The sequence below is a fragment of the Herbaspirillum sp. GW822-FHT03A08 genome (assembly GCF_058801885.1).
In genome coordinates this window covers 453,094-475,705 of the sequence record NZ_JBXANR010000003.1, presented here as the reverse complement: position 1 = coordinate 475,705, position 22,612 = coordinate 453,094, and the positions used below count along the sequence as shown (strand labels likewise).

Below are 22,612 nucleotides of genomic sequence, written 5' to 3'. Positions count from 1 at the left end.
CGGCACTCGATCAGATCATGTTCTGATCGATCCAGTCTGCGGAAAAGTCGAGGATGTAGGCAGTCGCGTCGTCTTCGTTCGAAAACTCGGTGGTCGGCAATTCGCGCACATAGCGAACTTCACCGCTGCCGTCATAGCCGGCCTTGATGGTGAAACAAGCTGCGTATTGGCCGTTTTCCAGGAGTACGACTTGCGGGAAGATGGCGTGCCCCTTGTAAGGCAGTTTGTGTTCTGAAGTCATGTGATTCTCCACTGATTGCATTCCGCGTACGGGCGCGTGCACTACACATAAATGCGACGATAAAAAACAAAAGGGCCCGTCTTTCGACGGACCCTTCATGTTTTGGTGCGGCTGGCAGGAATCGAACCCACGACCCCTTGGTTCGTAGCCAAGTACTCTATCCAGCTGAGCTACAGCCGCGTAAGAGGCGAGATTATATAGGGATTTTCGATTGCTGCAAGTGTTTTTTCATCCGTCCCTCATCATGCCATTAAAACGGCTTGAGCACGACCATGCACGCAATCGCCGCCACACCAATAATGGTCAGCGATCCTGAGTGCTTCAACAGCGCCGAAGCCTCCAGATCGGGCGTGTCGGCAAGTCGGCGTATATAGCCTGACTGCATGCCGTGCAATGCCGACAACATCAGCACGATCACCAGCTTTACGACCAGCCATCCGGCCGCATGCCATTGCCCGAAATACACCAGTGCCACACCGAGCATCCAGGCCAGGCCCATTGCGGGCGACGTGACGCGCCGATCCCATTGACGGATGGCTTGCAGCAGACGCATTTCCACCCGCGAGCGGTCGAGCGCGGAACGCTGCGTGATGTTCAGCGCCAGCGCCATGATCAGCATGCCGCCGATCCAGGTCATGACGGATGCGATGTGAAATGCTTTGATCCACGAGTACATCATTCGGAAAAGTCCTGTTTCTAAGAAACTCAGCAGTCACATCCGCGGCAGCATCCGCTGAGCTACCTGAAGCTGCAAGATCTTCATACCCAAGATTTTGCGGTTGCAGCTCTGTGTCGATGCCACTGAGCAAAGCAACACGCGGCCAAGACGAGAAAAATATTAGTACAGACGTAGTTGCGATGCTTTTGGTGCAGCAAGAGGCGCACGTTGCCCGGATGGTGATTTTGGCGCAACAATCTCGGAAAGCGCTCCTTCTATACCTGACGGCTTCCCGATCAGCGCAGTAGTTTTTGCAGGCTCTGCTCCGGCTTGCGCATTGGCTGGCGCACCAATGGCGATCTTGGATGGAACACCTTTTCCGTCATTGATGTTTGCCATCACTTGCTTGAAGCGATCGCTCATGTCGGTAAAATAAGTCGCAGTGCCGATTGCCTCGGAGGCAATCACATCCGCCATCAAAAATGCCGGATTGCCGCCGCCAAAATAGTCAAACTGAACGCCGGTCCCCTTCCTTGAATACTTGATGGAAAATAGCGCACTCATCAATGAGTCTACAGACGCATCCAGCCCGCTTGCGCGAAGATAGAGCGCCGCGCCAGATCCTTCGATCGCGACTGCTTGGCCAATCAGGATATAACGATATCGACGATAGCTCTGAGTAACCAGTCTATCATCGCCATTTGCCTTTCCTGTCGCGGTAGCCGGCACACTTATCGCCCCGCCAAGCGCGCTGTCGGTATTTCGAAAAAGTAAAGTGGCATTCGGATATTTGTTGTTACAACCAATTGAACTGGTCGCGTCGGGAGAACTCGCAGTTATTTGCGCCTGCAAAGCAATCGATTTCTTCAAGTCGTGGTCAGGATCGTTGTCCGGCTTCTTATCTTCAACGATTTTCACTACCTGTGGACACAAGGTCATCTTCGAGGTATCGCCACTCCCGTCACCAATCAATCCCACTTGCTTTTTCACCGCCTTACCGAAGCTATCTACAATTTTGCGAATCGCTTTGTCGTCAACATCAATACTTGACGGCATCGTCTGATAAATTTCAGTGGTGCTGTCGCTGTGAATTCCAAATACATCCAGACGAATTTCGGTGTCACTCCCCGATGGTTTGGCTTCTATGCCGATGCCGTTCACCGAACCAGAGGCATCCAATTTGGCGGCACTTTGCTTGGCAATGATGCCGTAGCCGACACCGACGCGGAAAATGCCATCCTCGTTTTCGACATCGATAAACCTGAGATAGTTAACGTCTTCCTTATAGCTGCTGTTGTTTGCATTTGAAAAAAGAGCTTTGATATCCATGGAAGAAGCCAGAGACTGAGCCCTACCGGATTCGCACGTCAGAATCTGGAGGATGCAGGCATTCCATTTCGTTTTATCGCATGCAGTGATCGAGGTCTTCAGAACATCTTGAGAAATGACATTGCAAGTGGCCTCCGCAAAACTGGATAGCGAAATGAAAAACAGATAGATGGCGACAAGCCATTTTGAAATAGACATGACATTCCCCTTGTAAGTGACGGCGGTGTTACCAACCACATCAACAATTTTTTTATGCGAATGATTTGGGCTATCTTCTTTGATATTCCGGGGTGGAAATCGCGCAACAAAAGTAAAGCCGGGTCAAGAATAAAAATTAAAACCATGTCTCGCAATGTCAGAGCCATAACACCGAGAGCTTTGAAAGACGAAGATTCTCCGATCTATTTGGCGAGCGCCAGCCTACCCGAAAGTACTGTGAACAGGTGATGACTTGCTTTAGGGGGAGTAGAAAAGAAAAAAGGGCCCATCTTGCGATGGACCCTTTATATCTGGTGCGGCTGGCAGGAATCGAACCCACGACCCCTTGGTTCGTAGCCAAGTACTCTATCCAGCTGAGCTACAGCCGCGAAAAATGAAATTATAGCACCACTTTAGACCAAAAAGGAAGAGGCGCACCCAAAAACTTCCGAAAATGGCCCGTGTAATTAACTTTTCGGCATTTAGACGGCCCTTGAGGCCCTGCCCTGGCCTATCTATCTTATGATTTCACCTTGATTCATCGCCACCGTGGAACTTGCCGATATGAGCGACAGTACCGTACCCGGGCGCCAGACCGATTCCACCGGGGAACGCATCAAAGAAGCCGAGCGCGAACGTATCGCCAGGGATTTACACGACGAACTGGGCAGCCGCCTTACTGCCCTCAAAATGGCGGTGGCGCAGCTCGGACAAGACGCAGCGTCGCGCGAAGCGTCTGCACAAGAACAGCGGCAATTCGCCGACCAACTCATCGATGACGCCATTGCCGCCATGCACGACATCATCGACGACTTGCGCCCTGCCGTGCTGGATCTTGGCTTGTGTGCTGCGCTGGAGTGGCTTGCCAGAACATATTCCAGACAAACCGGCGTTCCGTATCGCATGCTCACCGAAGAGGACTTGCCCGAAACGCTGCTCGATTCGTTTCAACTGATCAGCCTTTATCGCATCGCCCGCGAAGCCTTGCACAACGCCAGCCGTCACGCAGGCGCCAGCAAGGTTGACATCGGTCTGTTCCATACGCCCGGATTGGTCGTCATGGAAATCGCCGATGACGGTGTCGGCTTCGCAAACGGCACGGACGCAGCAACAAAGGCTGAATCATCCGGCATCCGCGGCATGCAGCATCGCGCCGCCGCCATCGGCGCCTCACTGACGCTGCTGCCTGCCGGGCAAGGCGGCTTAAAACTCCGTGTAACGCTTCCTGTCCTATCGGCCGCTAACCTTATAAAATAGCGCTCACATTCAGTCCGACGAGAGACGCTTCTTAAGCCCATGACGAAAAAAAACAGTGCTGCCATTAAAGTCGCCATCGCCGACGATCATGCGATCGTACGAGAAGGCCTCAAACAAATCTGCAGCAGCACCAAAGACATCGTCGTCGTCGGCAGCGCCGAAAACGGTCTGGAAACCATCAAGCTCTGCCGCCTGGGCAACTGCGACGTGCTGCTGCTCGACATCGTGCTGCCGGACCGCACCGGCATTGATGTGCTCAAGCAAATCAAGAAAGAAATGCCGAAGCTGCCGGTACTGATTCTGTCGATCCACCGCGAAGACCAGTACGCAATCCGCGCGCTGAAGGCAGGTGCGGCAGGGTTTCTGAGCAAGCAGGCAGCGCCGGCCGATCTGATCAATGCCATCCGCCAGGCGGCTGCCGGCCGCAAATACATCAGTCCGTCGCTGGCACAGGAACTCGCCAACCAGATCGGATTCGACCACGAAACACCGCTGCATGAAACCTTGTCGGACCGTGAATATCAGACGATGGTCATGATCGCCTCGGGCAAAACCGTAAGCGATATTGCCTCGGAATTATTGCTGTCAGTCAAAACCATCAGCATGTACCGCTCCCGCGTGCTGGCAAAGATGAAACTGCGCCACAACGCAGAGTTGACGCACTACGCATTGAAAAACAACTTAGTTGAATAAAAGCGGATAAAGCCCCGCCCTGAGTACACCACCTGACGGTAAAATGCGTTAAAGGAAGACGTCTGGCCGCAGCCTCAAACCCTGCCCTATCCTGCACCATCTCTCGTTCTTGACGGATGTAAAGAATGACAAGATGGAGGATATGGCGACAGAGCTCCGGCAGCCCTATTCTCAATCCGTTTGAATAAGAAGCCGCACATCAGGCATGTCCAAAAAGCCAGCTCAAAGTCCCGTCGATATCGCGCGTGAAGCGTTCCAGCAGCTTGCTACGCGGCGCGTTGCTCCCACCCCTGAAGCTTACCGCGAAGCCTACGAAGAAATCGCCGGCACCAATACCGGCGTCAAGCCCGAAACGGTGCTCGCCGCCTTCGCCGTCCATCTGACGCAGCAACCCGGTGATATCGGCAAGCTGGGACAGCGCCTCTCCACATCCATCGATAGCAGCGACTGGAAAGAGTACGGTGATGAATTGGACCACTTTGTCGAACAGTACTTTCCTTCGCGCAATCTGGTGCCTCACGGCGAACTGGTCCCCATCGATATGGAACGCCAGTTCATCCGCGACAGCAAGAAAGAAAAGATGCTGCGCGAAGTATTGGCGCGCCTGCTGATTTTCAACCTGGCGTCCTTGCTGCAGGATGCCCCCGATCTGGTGCTCGAAGCCAAGACCCTCGGCAACGATCTGAAAACAGCCTTCTCTGAACAGGCCATGAACGACGTCATCGGCCGCATCAAGCAGATGAGCTTCCAGATCGAGCTGAAAAGCGAAGACATCGCCCAGCAGCAGGAACTGCTGATGCGCCTGTTCCAGCTGCTGCTGGAAAACATCCACGGACTGCTGGAAAAAGGTTCGTGGCTGAGCAGCCAGATCACCGCCGTCCAGGAACTGATTACCGGCCCGATCAGCAAAACGTCGCTGGCCGACGCCACCAAGACGCTCAAGGAAGTCATCTACAAGCAAGGCTTGCTGAAGAACACGCTGTCCGAAGAAAAGGTCACGGCCAAGAATCTGATGCTGACCTTCGTCGACCGCCTGAGCGCGATGGTGTCGACAACCGACAACTATCACAAGACGATTACCGGCTTTTCGCAGCAGATCAGCCAGGCATCCGATATCAGCGATCTGAACTCAGTGCTGACCGGCATCATGAACGCCACCAAGGAAGCGCAGGACGAAGCCCTGCGCTCGCGCGACGAGATGATCAACGCGCGTCAGGAAATGCAAAAGGCCGAAGCGCGCATCCAGGCGCTGGAGTCGCAGCTGGTGCACATGGGTGAACTGGTGCGCGAAGACCAACTGACCGGCAGCCTGAATCGCCGCGGCATGGATGAATCGCTGGAGCGGGAAGTCATCAACGCCGAGCGCCGTAATACGCCGCTGTGCATCGCCCTGCTCGACCTTGACGATTTCAAGCGTATCAACGACACCCATGGCCACGCCACCGGTGACGAAGTGCTGGTGCATCTGGTCAATGTGGTCAAGGAAACGCTGCGCAAGCTGGACGTGATTGCGCGTTTCGGTGGTGAAGAGTTTTTGGTGTTGTTGCCGGAGACAGAACCGACCGAAGCCATGCAGATCATCACACGTGTGCAGCGTGAACTGACCAAGCGCATCTTCATGCACAACACACAACGCCTGCTGATCACTTTCAGTGCCGGTATCGCGTATCGCGCCCCGGGCGAAGGACAGGCCGACCTGATCAAGCGTGCGGACGTGGCGCTTTACAAGGCAAAGAACGCAGGCAAGAATCGTGTGATTCTCGCCGACTGATTCAGTCGGTTACGACCATCGGAAACGTTTAAGCGGATTGCACCATCTGAGGCTGGCGCCACGCACGCCAGCCGGCAACCGCCAGCAGCACGAACAAGCCGTATAGCACCGCCGTCAGCGTCAGATGCTTGTAGAGATACAGGCCGACGTAAAGCACGTCAACAGCGATCCACACCAGCCAGTTCTCGATCTTCTTGCGCGACAGCAGAAATTGTCCGACCAGACTGCCCGCAGTAAGGAAACCGTCCATGTGCGGCACGTCCGTATCGGTAAAACGATGCAGGAAAGCAGACAAGACGACGAATCCCGCCAACCACGCCAGCGCAGACCACAACACGCTGCGCTTATCCAGGCCTGACACCTGCAAGGGCTGATGCTCGTTGCCGCCGCGCAGCCATTGATACCAGCCCCACACCGATACCGCGACAAACACGCATTGCAAGCCGGCGTCGCCATACAGGCGCGAGTTGACGAAAACAACGCCGTACAACGCCGAGGACAAGATCGAAAACAGCCAGGCCCAATGGTTCTGGCGAATGTTGAGGGCGACGGTAATGATCGCCAGCAAAAATGAAATGAGCTCCAGCGGCGTCGTGACGAAGCCGAGCAACGGCAGACTATCGTTGAGCGACATGTAGACTGTCAGTCCTAGCGGGAGGACGACGAGGAAGATACAGCGGAAGAGGACGACGATGCCGGTTTTGCGGTACCGACCGAACCTGATGCGACGGTAGCAGAGGGAGCGGAAGCAACAGGCGAAGCGGGAGGCGTTCTGGCGCCGGCAGGGTTACCGTCCAGCACCTGAATGAACACCTCATTCTGCTTGATCATGCCCAGCTCGTAACGCGCGCGCTCTTCCACCGAACCGGTACCCTGCTTCAGGTCTTCCACTTCGGATTCGAGCTTGGCGTTGCGGGCCTTGAGTTCGTCATTCTTCTTTTGCGCCTGCTGGACTTGTTTGTCCAGGTCCCATACCCGCAACCATCCGCCTTTGCCCAACCAAAGCGGATATTGGATCAGCACAAGAAGTGCTGTGAGGCAGAGGATGATCAGGCGCATCGGAAGAATGCCGGGTGATTGTCCGGCAGGCGAATGCTGCCGGACATCTTGCTTACTTCAGATTGTAGAAAGCCGAGCGGCCAGGATAGCTGGCGATATCGCCGAGGTCTTCCTCGATACGCAGCAACTGGTTGTACTTGGCCATACGGTCCGAACGCGACATCGAACCGGTCTTGATTTGCAGCGCGTTGGTGCCGACGGCGATGTCGGCGATGGTCGAGTCTTCGGTTTCGCCCGAACGGTGCGAGATCACGGCGGTGTAGCCGGCACGCTTGGCCATTTCGATGGCAGCGAAAGTCTCGGTCAACGTACCGATCTGGTTGATCTTGATCAGGATCGAGTTGGCGATGTTCTTGTCGATGCCTTCTTTCAGGATCTTGGTGTTGGTGACGAACAGATCGTCGCCGACCAGCTGGACCTTCTTGCCCAGTGTTTCGGTCAGCAGCTTCCAGCCGGCCCAGTCGTTTTCAGCCATGCCGTCTTCGATGCTGATGATCGGGTACTTGTCGCACCACGATGCAAGCAGGCCGGTCTTTTGCGCCGGTGTCAGCACCATGTTTTCGCCAGCCAGATGGTAGTTGCCGTCCTTGTAGTACTCGCTGGCAGCGCAGTCCAGGCCCAGGGCGATCTGCGTGCCCGGCTCGTAGCCGGCTTCTTCGATCGCTTGCAGGATCAGCTGGATGGCTGCTTCGTGGCTGGCCACGTTAGGCGCAAAGCCGCCTTCGTCGCCGACCGAAGTCGCCAGGCCCTTGGCGTGCAGGATCTTCTTCAGGGTGTGGAACACTTCAGCGCCGTAGCGAATCGCTTCGCGGAAGCTCGGTGCGCCGACCGGAATGATCATGAATTCTTGCAGATCGAGATTGTTGTCTGCGTGCGCGCCGCCGTTGATGACGTTCATCATCGGTACCGGCATTTGCATCGAACCGCTGCCGCCGAAATAGCGATACAGGGGCAGGCCGGCTTCTTCAGCAGCAGCCTTGGCGACAGCCATAGACACCGCCAGCGTGGCGTTGGCGCCCAGGCGCGCCTTGTTTTCGGTGCCGTCGAGGTCGATCAGGGTGCGATCCAGGAACGCCTGCTCGTTGGCGTCCAGGCCCATGATGGCTTCGGAGATCTCGGTGTTGATATTTTCGCAGGCTTGCAGCACGCCTTTGCCGAAGTAACGGCTCTTGTCGCCGTCACGCAGTTCGATCGCTTCGCGCGAACCGGTCGAGGCGCCGGACGGAACGGCCGCACGGCCCAACACGCCGGATTCCAGCAGGACGTCGCATTCGACAGTAGGATTGCCGCGCGAGTCGATTATTTCACGACCGATAATATCAACGATTGCACTCATTCAAACATCTCCATCAAGCAAGGTTTTAGCAAATTTTTATAGAGAGAAGTCCGGGCTTTGCGCCTCACCGGCTACCGGTAAGACACGCCGCCCGTTCAGCTTCAGGAAAAATCGTTTTCCAGGAAAACCGACTTCTTCACGATGCGATCCAGTTCGATCATCGTGCCCAGCAGCTCCTTGATACGAGCCAGTGGAACAGCGTTGGGGCCATCGGATTTGGCCTCGGCCGGGTTCGGATGTGTTTCCATAAACACGCCGGCAATACCTGCCGCAATCGCCGCGCGGGCGAGTACGGGTACAAATTCGCGCTGGCCGCCGGAGGACGTGCCCTGCCCGCCCGGCAACTGCACCGAGTGGGTCGCATCGAACACCACCGGTGCGCCGGTTTCGCGCATGATCGCAAGGCTGCGCATGTCCGAAACCAGGTTGTTATAACCAAACGACACGCCGCGTTCGCATGCCATGAAATTGTCTTCCGGCAGGCCGGCTTCCTTGGCCGCTGCGCGCGCCTTGGCGATCACGTTGACCATGTCGTGCGGCGCCAGGAACTGGCCCTTCTTGATGTTGACCGGACGACCCGACTGCGCGCAGGCGCGGATGAAGTCAGTCTGGCGGCACAAAAAGGCCGGTGTCTGCAGCACGTCGACGACTTCCGAAACCGGCTTGATTTCGTCGATCTCATGGATGTCGGTCAACACCGGCACGCCGATCTGCTTCTTGACCTTGGCCAGGATCTCCAGACCCTTTTCCATGCCGAGGCCGCGGAACGAAGTACCGGACGAACGGTTGGCCTTGTCGAAGGACGACTTGTAGATGAACGGGATACCCAGTTCCGTCGTGATCTCTTTCAAGGTGCCGGCTGTATCCAGCGCCATTTGTTCCGATTCGATCACGCAGGTGCCGGCGATCAGGAAGAATGGCTGATCGAGGCCGATGTCAAAACCGCACAGTTTCATGCTTTTCCTTTTGCGACATTGGCTGCAGTCGCGTCATGGTGCGCCAGCGCAGCCTTGATGTACGAAATGAACAACGGATGGCCATCGCGCGGAGTCGACTTGAACTCCGGGTGATATTGCACGCCCAGATACCAAGGGTGCGCATTGTCGCCGCCGGTGCGTGGCAATTCCATGATCTCGCACAGATCTTCGCTCGGCGTCCGCGCCGACACCACCAGGCCGGCGTCTTCAACGCGCGGCAGGTAGAAATTGTTCGCTTCGTAACGGTGGCGATGACGCTCCGTTACCTTGTTGCCGTAAATCTCTGCCGCCAGCGTACCCGGCTTGACGTCACAGGTTTGCGCGCCCAGACGCATGGTGCCGCCCAGATCCGAATTGGCATCGCGCTTTTCAACCTTGCCGTCGTGGTTTTGCCACTCGTCAATCAGGGCCACAACCGGCTGTTCCGTTTCCGGATCGAACTCGGTGGAGTTGGCCTTGGTCAGGCCGGCCTTGTTGCGCGCATATTCCAGCAACGCCACTTGCATGCCGAGGCAGATGCCCAGGTAAGGCACCTTGTTTTCACGCGCGAATTTCGCTGCGGCGATCTTGCCTTCCACGCCGCGCTTGCCGAAGCCGCCCGGCACCAGAATCGCGTCGTACTTGGCCAGTCCTGCGGTACCGGCGGTTTCGATTTCTTCCGAATCCAGGTACTCGATATTGACACGGCTGCCGGTATGGATGCCGGCGTGGCGCAATGCTTCAGTCAGCGACTTGTACGACTCGGTCAGATCGACGTATTTGCCGACCATGCCGATGGTGACTTCGTGCGACGGATTCTCTTGTGCGTGGATCAGCTTGTCCCAGACCGACAGATCTGCCGGCTGCGGCGACAACGCCAATTTTTCGCAGATGATGTTATCCAATCCCTGGTCGTGCAACATCTGCGGAATCTTATAGATGCTATCTGCATCCCACACCGAAATCACTGCGTCGGCGACCACGTTGGAGAACAGCGAAATCTTGTCGCGCTCGTCGTCGGGAATGCGGCGGTCCGCGCGGCACAGCAAGGCGTCCGGCGAAATACCGATTTCACGCAGCTTTTGCACGCTGTGCTGGGTCGGCTTGGTCTTGAGCTCGCCGGCCGAAGCCAGGTAAGGCACCAGCGTCAGATGCACGAAAGCGGCAGCGTTACGGCCGGCGCGCAGGCTCAGCTGACGCGCGGCTTCGAGGAACGGCAGGGATTCGATATCGCCGACGGTGCCGCCGATTTCCACCAGCGCCACGTCGAAACCTTCGGCGCCGCGATGGATGAAATCCTGGATTTCGTTGGTGATATGCGGGATGACCTGAACGGTCTTGCCCAGATACTCGCCACGGCGTTCCTTGCGGATCACGGACTCATAAATCTGGCCGGTGGTGAAATTGTTCACCTTCTTCATCTTGGCGGTGATGAAACGCTCGTAGTGGCCGAGATCCAGATCGGTTTCGGCGCCGTCGTCGGTAACGAAGACTTCGCCGTGCTGGAATGGGCTCATCGTTCCCGGATCAACGTTGATGTAGGGATCGAGCTTAAGAAGGGTGACTCGGAGGCCGCGCGATTCGAGGATCGCGGCGAGAGACGCGGCGGCAATTCCCTTACCCAGGGAAGACACGACGCCGCCAGTGACAAATACAAACTTGGTCATTACAAAGAAGTGCCGAACGGCACGTGCGGGAAATTCAAATTATACCCCAAACCGCCCGCTTTTGATCCCCCTGTTTTCAGGAGCCGCCAGATTTCCCGCCGGAAAACCCGTAATTTTATTTCCCGGAAAGCAAGGCCTGAATCATTTCATGGGTGGCTCCCGCTGCGGCATCGGGAGACTCCATGGGAAACAGATGGCCGCCCGGAATCTGCCTGAAATGCGACCCCACCAGCCTTTTGGTAGCCGCCAGTCCGGCCAGGCGGCACTCCACCGACTCGGTGCCGCCAACAAAGCCGACCGGCACCGGATATTGACGGCGCGTCAATGCGCCGAGGTGATGCGGAATTGTCCGATAGACAGCAGTCTCGGTCTCACGGGTGAAGCGCAGCTTGACGCCGCCGGATGGTTCCGGCTCCACACCGGCAGTGACGTAGTCGCGCAACACGCGCTCCGGCCAGGCGGCGAACATCGCCTTGGCGGCATAGTGCTGATAGGCCGCTTCCATATCCGGCCAGGCGTTGCGGCGCTTGATGGACGCCACCGCCGGCGAGCGTTTGCTCTCGATCTTGAACAGTTTGAACAGATGCAGCGCAGAAGCGCGCCACCCCGCGACGATAGGCGAGTCCAGCAACACCACGCAGCGCACCAGATCCGGCCGCTTTCGCCCCGCCAGCAGACTCAGGATCCCGCCCATGGAGTGGCCGACCAGGATCACCGGTTCGTTATAGCGCTGCGCCAGCTCCTCACCCAGTTCCTTGCCCAGCTTGCGCCAGCCGTCGTCGACCGGATATTTGGGATTATGGGCATGCATCGGCAAGGCGCGCACATCATAGTGCTCGCGCAACTGGTCGAAAAACATGCCGTAAGTTCCCGCCGGATAGCTGTTGGCGTGGGCAAAATGCAAGATCGGTTTGTTCATGTGTGGGCTGAGCGGATACTAGTATTCATGCTGGAATTCTAGAGTATCTTCCCGTACCGCGGCCAAAATAGCACGCGCTGGAACGTTTAACGCCCGTACCAGTACCTGGCATGCTCCCGCCGATATTCCGCCACGCTGACACCCTTGTCGAAAGAAACGGTAACCGCGCCGGATTCATCGTTGCGCATGCGGCGAATGCCCATCTTGGCGTAGCGCTCAAAAACTTCCGGCTTGGGATGATTGAAGCGGTTGCGATAGCCGACCTGGAACAGCGCCACCTCCGGATTGACCGCGCGCAGGAAGGCCTCCGTCGACGATGTGCCGCTGCCGTGATGCGGCGCCAGCAAAACGGTGGCGCGCAGATTGGCGACCGCAGGACTGTTGACGAGCTCGTCCTCCTGTATCGCCTCGATATCGCCGGGCAGCAGGATGGAATTCTTGCCCAAAGCCACTTTCAGCACGCAACTGTGTGCGTTCGGCTTCCATTTATCGCTATCGTAGATGGATTGTACCGGGTACAACATGCTGAACTCCGCCCCGTCCCAGCGCCAGTGCTGCCCTGCCAGACAGCGCCGATGATCGGGCGCTGCCTGCACAATGGGGCTGGCAAGCGGCAAGGACGAATACACACGGTCGACCGCAATGTCTTTCAACACTGACAACGCGCCACCGGAGTGGTCGCTGTCGCTATGCGAAATCACCATCACGTCCAGATGGTTGATGCCGCGCGATTTGAGATACGGAACAATAACGCGGTTGCCGCCGTCGGATTCCGGCGAATAAGCCGGGCCGGTGTCGTAAAGCAGGCGGTGCTCCGCCGTTTCCACCAGCAGCGCCATCCCCTGTCCGACGTCGAAGGCGGTGACCTGCATCTTGCCCTCTTCCGGCCAGGCCGGCGTATTCAACAACAACGGCAACCAGCCGAACAAACCTAGCCAGCGCGCCGGCCAGCCGCGCGGCGCCAGCAACAAGAAGGTTCCTGCCAGCGCCAGCAAGAACATCCACATCGCCGGCAGCGGCGTTTGCCAGACCGCAAACGGCTGACTGCTCATCCAGCTCAGCACACCGACCAGCCACTCGACCATGGCGTGTGCCGACCACAATACCCAGTCAGACAAGGGCGGCGGCAAAATACTGCCGAGCAGCGACAATGGCGCCACCACCAGCGTAATCAGGGGAATCGCAATTGCATTGGCCAGCGGACTCACCAGCGAATACTGTCCAAACAACAGCAAAGTCAGCGGCAGCAAGCCCAGCGTCACGACATATTGGGTGTAAGCGCCGGCGCGTATCGCCCGCCACAGCATGACCGCGCGCGACGGTTTACGGTGACGTTCGACGGCAGTCATCACGACCGGCTCGGTAGCCGCATCGCTGCCGACACGCCCCGACGAAGCAAACAGAATGATAGCCACCGCACCGAACGACAGCCAGAAACCCGGCCACAGCAAAGCCCAGGGATCGGCCAGCAGCACCACGCCCAGCGCAAGGCACATCACATACGAAATATGCGTCAGCCGCCCCATCCAGAACGCCACGCCGACGACTGCCAGCATGTACAGCGTGCGCTGTGCAGGAACGCCGAAACCTGCCAGCAAGACATAAATCAGGGCAGCTGCCAGACCCGCCAGCACGGCGACCTTGGGCGCGGGCAAGATCAAGGGCAGCTGCGCTCTGGTGAAGAAAGAACGACGCCACAAGAAACTGAAGAATGACGCGAACAACCCGGCAATCATCGTAATGTGCAACCCCGAAATCGCCACCAGATGGCCGATGCCGGTGCGATTGAAAATCTCCCAGTCGGACTGGTCAATGGCCCGCTGATCGCCGATGACCAACGCAACGATCACGCTGGCATATTTCTGCTTGGGCAAAGCCGCCAGAATGCGATCGCGCAGCCAGCCGCGGCAATATTGGACGATGTTCCCCGGCGTCTGGACGAACGCTTGCAGGCGCTGATTTTTATAAGCCAGTTGAGCATCCGGACGGACTGTGCCGGTCGCGCGTATTCCCTGTTCCAGCAGCCAGACTTCATAGTCGAATCCATTGGGATTGGCCGTGCCGTGCGGACGCTTTAATCGGATGGTGAATTGCCAGCGCTCACCCGGCTGTATCCAGGGAACGGCAGCCGGCGAGATCGCGTCTTTTTTCTCAAAGGGTCCTGCCGCATACCAGGACAGCGACAGATGGGAAGGAACCGGCGGTATCCCGTTGACTTGCGGGGCAATCGTTTCGACCAGGAAGTTAAAGCGCACGCCACGGTCGAAACGGTACGGCAAGCTATCGACGGTGCCGACTACTGTGACATCCTGCCCCTCCCACGCCGGCGGCAACTCCTGATCCAGATAGTACTGGGCGTACAAGCCGCCCCAGGCGAAGCCGATGCAAATTCCGGCGATATTGAAGACAGCAATCCGCAACACCATACCGAAGCCGGTCCTCCTCAGCCGCCAGGCCATCAGCAGTAATACCGTAGCCATCGCCAGCAAGCCCATATGCCACTGGAAAGCCAGCAGCTCGGCCTGCATTTGCAGCAAGGCTATTCCTGCGGCAAAACCAAGAATGGCGCTGCGCATCGCTTAAGAAACCTCAGAGACCGCGGCCAGACGCGGCATCGCCGCAAGCGCATTGGCGGCCGTCGCCAATGCGACTTCCTCGGCGCTCATCCCGCGCAATTCAGCCAACACCTTGCCGATACGCGGAATCTGGTCCGGCGTATTGCGCGCAGGATGCAGCCAGGCAGGGGAAATATCGGGCGCATCGGTTTCCAGTACGATCGCTTCCAACGGCATTTCGGCAGCCAGACGGCGAATCTGCAGCGAGCGCGGGAAAGTCATCGCACCGCCGAATCCCAGCTTGAAGCCCAGCTCGATGAAAGTCTGCGCCTGCTGGTGGCTACCGTTGAAAGCGTGGGCGATACCGCCGGGCACCGTGATGCGGCGCAGGTATTTGAGGATAATGTCTTGCGAGCGCCGGACATGCAGCAGCACCGGCAAAGAGTATTCGCGCGCCAGCTTGAGCTGCTCGCTGTAGAAGTGTTCTTGCTTGTCGCGCAGAACGCCTTCTTTCAATTCTGGGACGAAAAAGTCGAGGCCGATCTCGCCGATGGCGACGAAGCGCTTGTCTTCCAGCGCCGTTTCGATCGCCTGGCGCAAAGCGTCCAGATCGCTCTCTTCCGCCTTGGGAACGTACAGAGGATGAATCCCGAGTGCGTAGACGCAATTGCTGCGCTGCGCCGCCAGATGCGCCACCGCCTGAAAATTGAACGTGGCCACCGCCGGCACCACGATCATGCCGACGCCCTGCCCGGCCGCCTCGTCGGCGACAGCAAGTTCTTCGCCGGCAAATTCCCCGGCATCAAGATGGCAGTGCGTATCGATCCACATAGGTATGACAGCCGCGCTCAGGAACGATCAATGACGACAGACCCGAATGGGTCCGACGTCCCTTATATCATGCTCAGAACGCGCTCAGGCAGCCTGCATCGAACGTCCCAGCTTGCGCAGAAACTCTTCGCAACGTTCGAGCTGAGCAATCGCAACGAACTCGTTCGGCTTGTGTGCCTGGATGATGTCGCCGGGGCCGCATACGATAGTCGGGATACCGATGCGCTGGAACAAGCCGGCTTCGGTTGCATAGGCCACCTTGCGCTTCTCGTTGTCCTGCGTCAGGGCGCGCACCAGCGAGGTAATGGCTTCCTGCTCCGCTGTTTCCAGCGCCGGGCTGCCGGCAATGACGCCGATGTCGATCTTGGCTTCCGGATATTCCGCTTGCATCTTCGGCAGCAGATGATCGTGCACATAATGCGTGATCTGTTCCTGAATCTTGTCCGGCGACATGCCCGGCAGATTGCGGAACTCATAGGTAAATTCGCACAGATTCGGAATCGTGTTGATCGCGATGCCGCCACGGATCTGGTTGGTCGTCATGGTCGAAAACGGCACGTCATACAGCGTGTCGTACGGACCGTTGACCTTGTAGGCATCGGCGAAATCGCGAATGGCGCAGATCAGGCGCGCCGCGTATTCGATGGCATTGCAGCCCTGCGGCGTCAGCGACGAATGCGCCGACTTGCCGTGTACGCTGCAAGAGAAAACATTGATGCCCTTGTGCGCGACCACTACTTGCATATTGGTCGGCTCGCCGACGACGCAGCCTTCAGGATGGATGCCGCGCTCCTGCAACTCCGCCAGCATCGACGGCGCACCCGCACAGCCGATTTCTTCGTCATAGGAAAACGCCAGATGCAGCGGCTTGGTGCGCGGCATCGCGAGGAACTCCGGCACCAGCGCCAGCGAAGCGGCGATATAGCCCTTCATGTCGCAGCTGCCGCGACCGTACAGCAGACCATCACGCTCGGTCAGCTTGAACGGATCGCTGTCCCAGTTCTGACCGTCGACCGGCACCACGTCGGTGTGTCCCGACAACACGATGCCGCCTTGTGTATTACCGGCTTCCGGACCTTGCGTGGCCGGCAGCGTGGCGAACAGATTGGCCTTGGTACGCTCCTTGTTATGTGCAAACCAGGGTGTGATTCCTTGCGCTTGCAGACTGTCGCGCACGGTGGTGATCAGTTCCAGATTGGAATTGCGGCTGGTGGTGTCGAAGGCGACCAGCTTTTCGAGCCATTGACGTGTATTCATGATGATCTCAGTACTTCAATAAAGGGTTAAATAGGTAAAACACCGCGTGACTCAACCTCGCGGCGTGAATTATTCCGGCTTCGCTTCAGGCTTTGCTTCCGACTTCGGTTTTGCCTCGTCCGCTGCCTCAGTTATTTGCTTAGTTTGCACGCTTTGATCGATTTGTGCTGCCGACGTCGGCTGCCCGATCGGACCAGTACCGTCCAGCTTCACAAGCCAGGTCGCGACCTGGCGACCCAGTGACTCTGCCACGATTTCGAGAATCGAGCATGTGCCGCGCATGCCGCCCAAGACGCCTCCCCGCGAATGCTCTCGCTTGACCACGGTCTGCACGACTTCTCCATCCTGTACCAGATCGGCGCGCACCGTGACCGCTTTGGCACCGGTCCACCCGCCGCCACCGATGCCTTGCACACTCAAGACGGTCAACTTCAGGACCTTGCCCTTTTCCATCTTGGCCGGATCCGACACCTGCAAGGCGCCTGGGTACTTGTCGGCGACTTTCTGAAAGACGTGATTTCCCAGAATTCTGTCGACCGCACACTGTTCCTTGACGCTAGGCTCTATCGGCATCTGTTCGTCGAACACAGCCGGTACCTGTACCCGCAATGTCTCTTTTGCCTGCGCCAGAGAACTCAGCAACAGCATGCTCGCGACCAGCATTCCCCCGATATTTTTCTTATTCACTGCCTTCCCCTTATTCCCAGAGTTGCAAGCCATTCTCAGATAATCGCAACACGCGGCCGCAGCGGCGCGCCAGCTCGATGTCATGAGTAACGATGACAAACGCCGTACCCAGGGTTTGCGACAATTCAATCATCAATTCAAACGTCTTGTCCGCGGTCGAGCGGTCGAGGTTGCCGGTTGGTTCGTCGGCCAGCACGCAGGCCGGTTTGGTGACCAGCGCGCGCGCCAGGGCGACGCGTTGGCGCTCGCCGCCGGACAGTTCGCCCGGAACGTGGCGTACACGATTTTCCAGACCGACGCGCTTGAGAATTTCGCGCGCCTGTTCCTGTGCCTGATCGCGCTTGACGCGGCGGATCATAAGCGGCATGGCGACGTTGTCCAGTGCAGAAAACTCCGGCAGCAGATGATGGAACTGATAAACGAAACCCAGCGCCGCATTGCGCAGGTCGCCGCGTGCAGCTTCGCCGAGCGTAGCAAAATCCTTGCCTTGCAGCGTGACGGTGCCGCCGGTCGGCGTGTCGAGGCCGCCCAACAGATGCAGCAGTGTCGATTTGCCGGAGCCGGATGCGCCAACGATGGCAACCTGCTCGCCGGCCTTGACGTCGATATCGACACCGTTGAGCACCTTGACCGAATATTTACCCTGGGTAAAAGTCTTGCCCAGTCCGCGGCAGGACAACACCGTCTGATTGTTTATGATGGGGTTATTCTGATTATTCATAGCGCAGGGCCTCCGCCGGTTTGACGCGCGCTGCAGCCCAGCTTGGGTACAGCGTCGCCAGGAAGGCCAGCACTACCGCTACGCCACCTATGGTCCACACGTCCGACCAGATCAGGTCGGACGGCAATTCGGAAATCACGTAGATGCTCTTGGGCAAGAACTGTACGTGCAGCAAGCGTTCGATGAAGGGTACGATCACGTCGATGTTCAACGCCACCAGCACGCCAAAGCCAACGCCAAGACCGGTGCCGATCAGCCCGACCAGCGCCCCCTGAATCACGAAGATCTTCATGATCGATCCCGGCGATGCGCCAAGCGTACGCAGGATGGCGATGTCGGCCTGCTTGTCGGTCACTGTCATCACCAGCGTGGAGACCAGATTGAACGCCGCTACCGCAATGATCAGCGTCAGGATGATGAACATCATTCGTTTCTCGGTTTTCACCGCGGCAAACCAGTTGCTGTTCTGCTGCGACCAGTCGCGCAAATACAGATTGCCGTTCAGCGTCTTCGACAGCTCATACGTCACCTGCGGCGCCTGCAGCATGTCCTTGATGCGCAAGCGCACGCCGGACGGCGCATCGAGACGGAACAGCCGCTCCGCATCCTCGATCTGGATGAAGGCCAGCGACGAGTCGAACTCGTAGTGGCCCGCTTCAAAGATGCCGACCACAGTGAACTGTTTCAACCGCGGCAGCACGCCGGCCGGCGTCACCTGCCCTTGTGGCGCGATCAGCGTGACTTTGTCGCCGAGGCCGACGCGCAAACTGCGAGCCAGCTCGCCTCCGACCACAATGTTGAATTCGCCCGGCTTGAGATCGGAAAATTTACCCTGCTTGACCTGACCGGCCACATCCGACACCTTGGGTTCTTCCGAGGGCAGCACGCCGCGAATCACCACACCGCGCACATTGTCGTCGCGTGTCATCATGGCTTGCGCGGCCACGTACGGCGCTGCGCCGATGACTTCCTTGTTCTGAAAAGTCTGCTTCGCGACCGACTGCCAGTCCGGCATGGCGCCGGAAGCATCAAATACTTCGATATGCGAGAGCACCGACAGCATGCGGTCGCGCACCTCTTTCTGGAAGCCGTTCATCACTGACAGCACAACGATCAGCGCGGCGACGCCGAGCGCAATGCCGGCCATGGAAATCAGGGAAATGAAGGAAATGAAACTATTGCGGCCGCTGCGTTTGCCGGCTCGCGTGTAACGAATGCCGACCAGCCATTCGAAGGGTAAATTTTTAATCAGACTCAAACTTTGACTCACTTTTCTCGAAGGAGGATTGCCGGAACGGCGGCAACAACGATGCAAAACGGGGAAGTTCGCAAGAAAAACCTGCGAAAACACGGTAAAAACGATGCCGAACGACAATGCGCCAGTTTGCCACACTCTCCGGCATCTTTCACTGTTGTCGTTCAGGGCCTGTCACCGCGTCCCGGGCCGTCAACTCAGATTGCGAAACACGGACTTAGTTTTGTTGCACGCGTTTATTTACCTTTCGGTTACGCTTGGTCATAGCTGCTTTTGGAACGAACCGAGGGTTTTCGCCTACAATCGCGGCATGAATCATCTCGACATCCTCATCCCTTTCGGCCTGCCGCAAGCCGAGCTGGCGCGCGACCTGACACGCCAATGCAAAGCCCCCGCACTTGCCACGTTGTTGGCGCGCAGCAAGAATCTCTACCCCCTGCAAAGTCTTGATCCATTTTCACGCGCCTTGCCGCATGAGCACTGGATCAGCCGTCAATACGGTCTGACTGCGGCCGACGGCAAGGATGAACCCAGCAACAGCCCGCCGGCGTCTGCCGCGATGTTGCAGGCGCACGGCCAGCAAGCGATGGAAGGCCATTGGTTTGTCCTGCAACCGGCGCACATCCATATTGCCCGCGATCATCTGGTGCTGACCGACATCGGCCAACTGGAACTGGACGAGGCGCACTCGCGCCGCCTGTTCCAGTCCGCCCTCCCGCTGTTTGAAGAAATCGGCCGCACGCTGATCTACATCGATGCCGCGACGTGGATGATGCGGGCCGACGACTGGGCCGGCCTGCGCACTTCGTCTCCGCAAGCAGCCAGCGGCCGCAACATCGATATCTGGATGCCCGAAGGCCCGGGTGAACTGGCCTGGCGCAAGCTGCAAAATGAAGTGCAGATGCAGTGGTTCTCCGAATCTCTGAACGAAGAGCGCGAAATGCGCGGCAAGAAACCGGTCAACTCTTTGTGGATCTGGGGCGGCGCCGATGTAGTGGCAACTTCCGCGATCACCGCAGCATCGGCTTATCAGGCCGCTTTTAAGCTGAATGGCTGGCCGCAAGCGTTGGCGCCCAGCACATCTCAGCCAGCCGACATCACTCCCGAAACCATCCTCGCCGCACCGGTCGAACGTGGCCTGCTCATGCTGGATGACTTGCTGGAAGCAGGCCTCGCCGATGAATGGGGTGTCTGGCTGCAGCGCGTGGAAGCGCTCGACTCCGCCTGGTTCGCGCCGCTGCTGCAAGCGCTGCGAGAAAAACGTCTGGACAGCCTGTCGCTGATCCTGACCGGCCAGGACAAGCTGCTGCATCTGACCGCCACGGCCTCGTCGCTGAGCCGGCTCCGGGGGCTCTGGATTAAGCCTTCGCTGAGCAAACTGGCTGCGCAAGGTTAAGCACATGATCCGTATCACTACCCGCTCCTACGACCCGCGCCATGTGGACGACCTGATCCACAGCGGCATCCACCCCGTGCTGGCGCGTGTCTACGCCGCCCGCGGCCTGCTCAACGCCAAAGACCTGTCGAGCGAACTGGGCGCGCTGATTGCGCCGTCCGGCTTGCTGCATATCGATGCCGCCGCTGTCTATCTGGCCGACGCCATCGCCGCCAACAAGAAGATGGTGATCGTCGCTGACTACGATTGCGACGGCGCCACCGCCTGCGCGGTCGGCCTGCGCGGCTTGCGCAGTCTTGGCGCACAGGTCGATTACATCGTGCCGAACCGTTTTGAATACGGCTACGGTCTGACGCCGGAAATCGTCGAACTGACCATCCGCGAAAAGTCACCCGACATCATCGTCACCGTCGACAACGGCATCGCCAGCATCGACGGCGTCGCCGCCGCCAAAGCGCGCGGCATTGACGTCGTCGTCACCGACCATCACTTGCCCGGCGACAGCCTGCCGGACGCGCGCGTGATCGTGAATCCGAACCAGCCGTCCTGCGGCTTTCCCAGCAAGAATCTGGCGGGCGTAGGCGTGATGTTTTACGTGCTGCTGGCCTTGCGCGCCGAGATGCGCAAGCGCGGCATCTTCGACGCCCAGACCCAACCCAAACTCGATACCTTGCTCGATCTGGTTGCGCTCGGCACGGTCGCCGATGTTGTCAAACTCGACGCCAACAATCGCATTCTCGTCGCGCAAGGATTGAAACGCATGCGCGCCGGTCGCATGCACGCCGGCATTGCCGCACTGTTCCGCGCCGCCGGCCGTGAAGCCCGCCGAGCCACGCCGTTCGACCTCGGCTTTGCCGTCGGTCCGCGCCTGAACGCCGCCGGCCGTCTGGCCGACATGGCGCTCGGCATCGAATGCCTGACCACCGACGACGAAGGCCGCGCCTGGGAGATTGCTCAGCAGCTCGACGCCATCAATCGCGAGCGCCGTGACATCGAAGCCGGCATGCAAGACACCGCCCTGCTGTTGCTGGACGACTTCAACCCGCAGGATCGCCGCACCATCAGCGTGTTTGACGCTTCGTGGCATCAGGGCGTGATCGGCATCGTGGCCTCGCGCCTGAAGGACAAGTTCTATCGGCCGACCATTACCTTTGCACCCGGCGACGAAGGCCTGATCAAAGGATCCGGCCGCTCGATCGCCGGCTTCCACCTGCGCGACGCACTCGATCTCGTATCCAAACACGCGCCGTCGGTGATCACCAAATTCGGCGGCCATGCCATGGCCGCCGGCCTGACGATCCGCGCCGAAGCCTTCGACGCCTTTGCCGATGCATTTGAAGAAGTAGGTAAAGATTGGTTAAGCCAGAACCAGCTTGAGCGCGTGGTGGAAACCGACGGCGCACTGGAAGACGCCTACTATTCGGTCAATTTCATCAGCCTGATGGATGAGCAGGTCTGGGGCCAGGGTTTTGCGCCGCCGGTGTTCTGCGATCGCTTCCGCGTGGTGAATCAACGCATACTCAAGGAAAAACACCTTAAACTGCTGTTGGAAAAAGACGGACAGAAATACGATGCGATCTGGTTCGGCCACGCCGATGCGTTGCCCGATTACGCTACAGTTGCTTTTAGATTGGATGCCAACGAATATAACGGTACAACCAAGGTACAGTTGATGGTGGAACACGCGGAACCGGCTTAGCCGATTCGCCAACCGTCAGCAAACTGACAGCAAGCGGATGGATGCCAGCTTGGCGGCGACAGAATAAAACGAAGTGCCCGGATGCATGGGGCGTAAAACATAATCAGCAGCGCAGGTAACATAGGCA

At 58.1% G+C, this 22,612-nt stretch carries 20 protein-coding genes and 2 tRNA genes; 5 read left to right on the top strand and 17 right to left on the bottom strand.

Annotated features, from left to right (window positions below):
* Positions 1 to 10: 10 nt before the first annotated feature.
* The 5 genes from AC1RN6_RS11350 to AC1RN6_RS11330 all read right to left on the bottom strand — a co-directional run bounded on the left by AC1RN6_RS11350 (position 11) and on the right by AC1RN6_RS11330 (position 2,815).
* Positions 11 to 241, bottom strand: a complete 231-nt coding sequence (locus tag AC1RN6_RS11350; RefSeq protein WP_493005345.1) for a hypothetical protein — start codon at positions 239 to 241, stop codon at positions 11 to 13.
* 103 nt (positions 242 to 344) lie between these two features.
* Positions 345 to 421 (bottom strand) — tRNA-Arg (locus AC1RN6_RS11345).
* Positions 422 to 491: 70 nt separating this feature from the next.
* Complete coding sequence (locus AC1RN6_RS11340) at positions 492 to 920, bottom strand: CopD family protein (protein WP_493005343.1); 429 nt, start codon at positions 918 to 920, stop codon at positions 492 to 494.
* A 159-nt stretch (positions 921 to 1,079) separates the two neighbouring features.
* Complete coding sequence (locus tag AC1RN6_RS11335; protein WP_493005342.1) at positions 1,080 to 2,426, bottom strand: hypothetical protein; 1,347 nt, start codon at positions 2,424 to 2,426, stop codon at positions 1,080 to 1,082.
* A 312-nt stretch (positions 2,427 to 2,738) separates the two neighbouring features.
* Positions 2,739 to 2,815 (bottom strand) — tRNA-Arg (locus AC1RN6_RS11330).
* A gap of 175 nt (positions 2,816 to 2,990) precedes the next feature.
* Between AC1RN6_RS11330 and AC1RN6_RS11325 the strand changes: the two genes are divergently transcribed.
* From AC1RN6_RS11325 to AC1RN6_RS11315, 3 genes are all read left to right on the top strand, one after another.
* Positions 2,991 to 3,683, top strand: coding sequence for a sensor histidine kinase (locus AC1RN6_RS11325; protein WP_493005340.1), 693 nt, complete (start codon positions 2,991 to 2,993; stop codon positions 3,681 to 3,683).
* 39 nt (positions 3,684 to 3,722) lie between these two features.
* Positions 3,723 to 4,376 carry a response regulator gene (locus tag AC1RN6_RS11320; RefSeq protein WP_493005339.1) on the top strand — a complete coding sequence of 218 codons (654 nt, stop codon included), beginning with the start codon at positions 3,723 to 3,725 and terminating at the stop codon, positions 4,374 to 4,376.
* A gap of 205 nt (positions 4,377 to 4,581) precedes the next feature.
* The gene (locus tag AC1RN6_RS11315; protein ID WP_493005338.1) at positions 4,582 to 6,147 is read left to right on the top strand and encodes a GGDEF domain-containing protein; all 1,566 of its coding nucleotides are present in this window, start codon (positions 4,582 to 4,584) and stop codon (positions 6,145 to 6,147) included.
* A gap of 28 nt (positions 6,148 to 6,175) precedes the next feature.
* Here the strand turns inward: AC1RN6_RS11315 and pnuC are convergent, their stop codons facing one another.
* The 12 genes from pnuC to AC1RN6_RS11255 all read right to left on the bottom strand — a co-directional run bounded on the left by pnuC (position 6,176) and on the right by AC1RN6_RS11255 (position 19,393).
* Positions 6,176 to 6,781 carry a nicotinamide riboside transporter PnuC gene (gene pnuC, locus AC1RN6_RS11310; protein WP_493005336.1) on the bottom strand — a complete coding sequence of 202 codons (606 nt, stop codon included), beginning with the start codon at positions 6,779 to 6,781 and terminating at the stop codon, positions 6,176 to 6,178.
* Between the two features lie 14 nt (positions 6,782 to 6,795).
* Positions 6,796 to 7,206, bottom strand: coding sequence for a cell division protein FtsB (gene ftsB / locus AC1RN6_RS11305; protein ID WP_493005335.1), 411 nt, complete (start codon positions 7,204 to 7,206; stop codon positions 6,796 to 6,798).
* A 52-nt stretch (positions 7,207 to 7,258) separates the two neighbouring features.
* Positions 7,259 to 8,542: a phosphopyruvate hydratase gene (gene eno / locus AC1RN6_RS11300; RefSeq protein WP_007879116.1), complete on the bottom strand. Its 1,284-nt coding sequence runs from the start codon at positions 8,540 to 8,542 to the stop codon at positions 7,259 to 7,261.
* Positions 8,543 to 8,643: 101 nt separating this feature from the next.
* Positions 8,644 to 9,498 (bottom strand): 3-deoxy-8-phosphooctulonate synthase, encoded by an 855-nt coding sequence (kdsA, locus tag AC1RN6_RS11295; protein WP_007879117.1) that lies wholly within the window; start codon positions 9,496 to 9,498, stop codon positions 8,644 to 8,646.
* Positions 9,495 to 11,165, bottom strand: coding sequence for a CTP synthase (gene pyrG, locus AC1RN6_RS11290; protein WP_493005334.1), 1,671 nt, complete (start codon positions 11,163 to 11,165; stop codon positions 9,495 to 9,497). Before pyrG ends, kdsA begins: the two co-directional genes overlap by 4 nt.
* A 115-nt stretch (positions 11,166 to 11,280) precedes the next feature.
* On the bottom strand, positions 11,281 to 12,084 hold the full coding sequence (locus AC1RN6_RS11285) for an alpha/beta fold hydrolase (RefSeq protein WP_493005333.1): 804 nt from the start codon (positions 12,082 to 12,084) through the stop codon (positions 11,281 to 11,283).
* Between the two features lie 86 nt (positions 12,085 to 12,170).
* Positions 12,171 to 14,660 (bottom strand): DNA internalization-related competence protein ComEC/Rec2, encoded by a 2,490-nt coding sequence (locus tag AC1RN6_RS11280; protein WP_493005332.1) that lies wholly within the window; start codon positions 14,658 to 14,660, stop codon positions 12,171 to 12,173.
* Positions 14,661 to 14,663: 3 nt separating this feature from the next.
* Positions 14,664 to 15,470 (bottom strand): TatD family hydrolase, encoded by an 807-nt coding sequence (locus AC1RN6_RS11275; protein WP_493005331.1) that lies wholly within the window; start codon positions 15,468 to 15,470, stop codon positions 14,664 to 14,666.
* Positions 15,471 to 15,554: 84 nt separating this feature from the next.
* Entirely contained in the window at positions 15,555 to 16,727 is a 1,173-nt protein-coding gene (argE, locus tag AC1RN6_RS11270) for an acetylornithine deacetylase (protein ID WP_493005329.1), read from the bottom strand.
* Positions 16,728 to 16,796: 69 nt separating this feature from the next.
* Positions 16,797 to 17,414, bottom strand: coding sequence for a hypothetical protein (locus AC1RN6_RS11265; RefSeq protein WP_493005328.1), 618 nt, complete (start codon positions 17,412 to 17,414; stop codon positions 16,797 to 16,799).
* 10 nt (positions 17,415 to 17,424) lie between these two features.
* On the bottom strand, positions 17,425 to 18,135 hold the full coding sequence (lolD, locus tag AC1RN6_RS11260) for a lipoprotein-releasing ABC transporter ATP-binding protein LolD (RefSeq protein ID WP_493005326.1): 711 nt from the start codon (positions 18,133 to 18,135) through the stop codon (positions 17,425 to 17,427).
* The gene (locus AC1RN6_RS11255; RefSeq protein WP_493005324.1) at positions 18,128 to 19,393 is read right to left on the bottom strand and encodes a lipoprotein-releasing ABC transporter permease subunit; all 1,266 of its coding nucleotides are present in this window, start codon (positions 19,391 to 19,393) and stop codon (positions 18,128 to 18,130) included. The genes lolD and AC1RN6_RS11255 overlap by 8 nt, the downstream gene beginning before the upstream one ends.
* Positions 19,394 to 19,700: 307 nt before the next feature.
* Here AC1RN6_RS11255 and AC1RN6_RS11250 point away from each other — a divergent pair, with 307 nt between their 5' ends.
* Complete coding sequence (locus AC1RN6_RS11250; protein WP_493005321.1) at positions 19,701 to 20,786, top strand: hypothetical protein; 1,086 nt, start codon at positions 19,701 to 19,703, stop codon at positions 20,784 to 20,786.
* 4 nt (positions 20,787 to 20,790) lie between these two features.
* Positions 20,791 to 22,485 carry a single-stranded-DNA-specific exonuclease RecJ gene (gene recJ / locus AC1RN6_RS11245; RefSeq protein WP_493005320.1) on the top strand — a complete coding sequence of 565 codons (1,695 nt, stop codon included), beginning with the start codon at positions 20,791 to 20,793 and terminating at the stop codon, positions 22,483 to 22,485.
* Positions 22,486 to 22,612 lie beyond the last annotated feature (127 nt).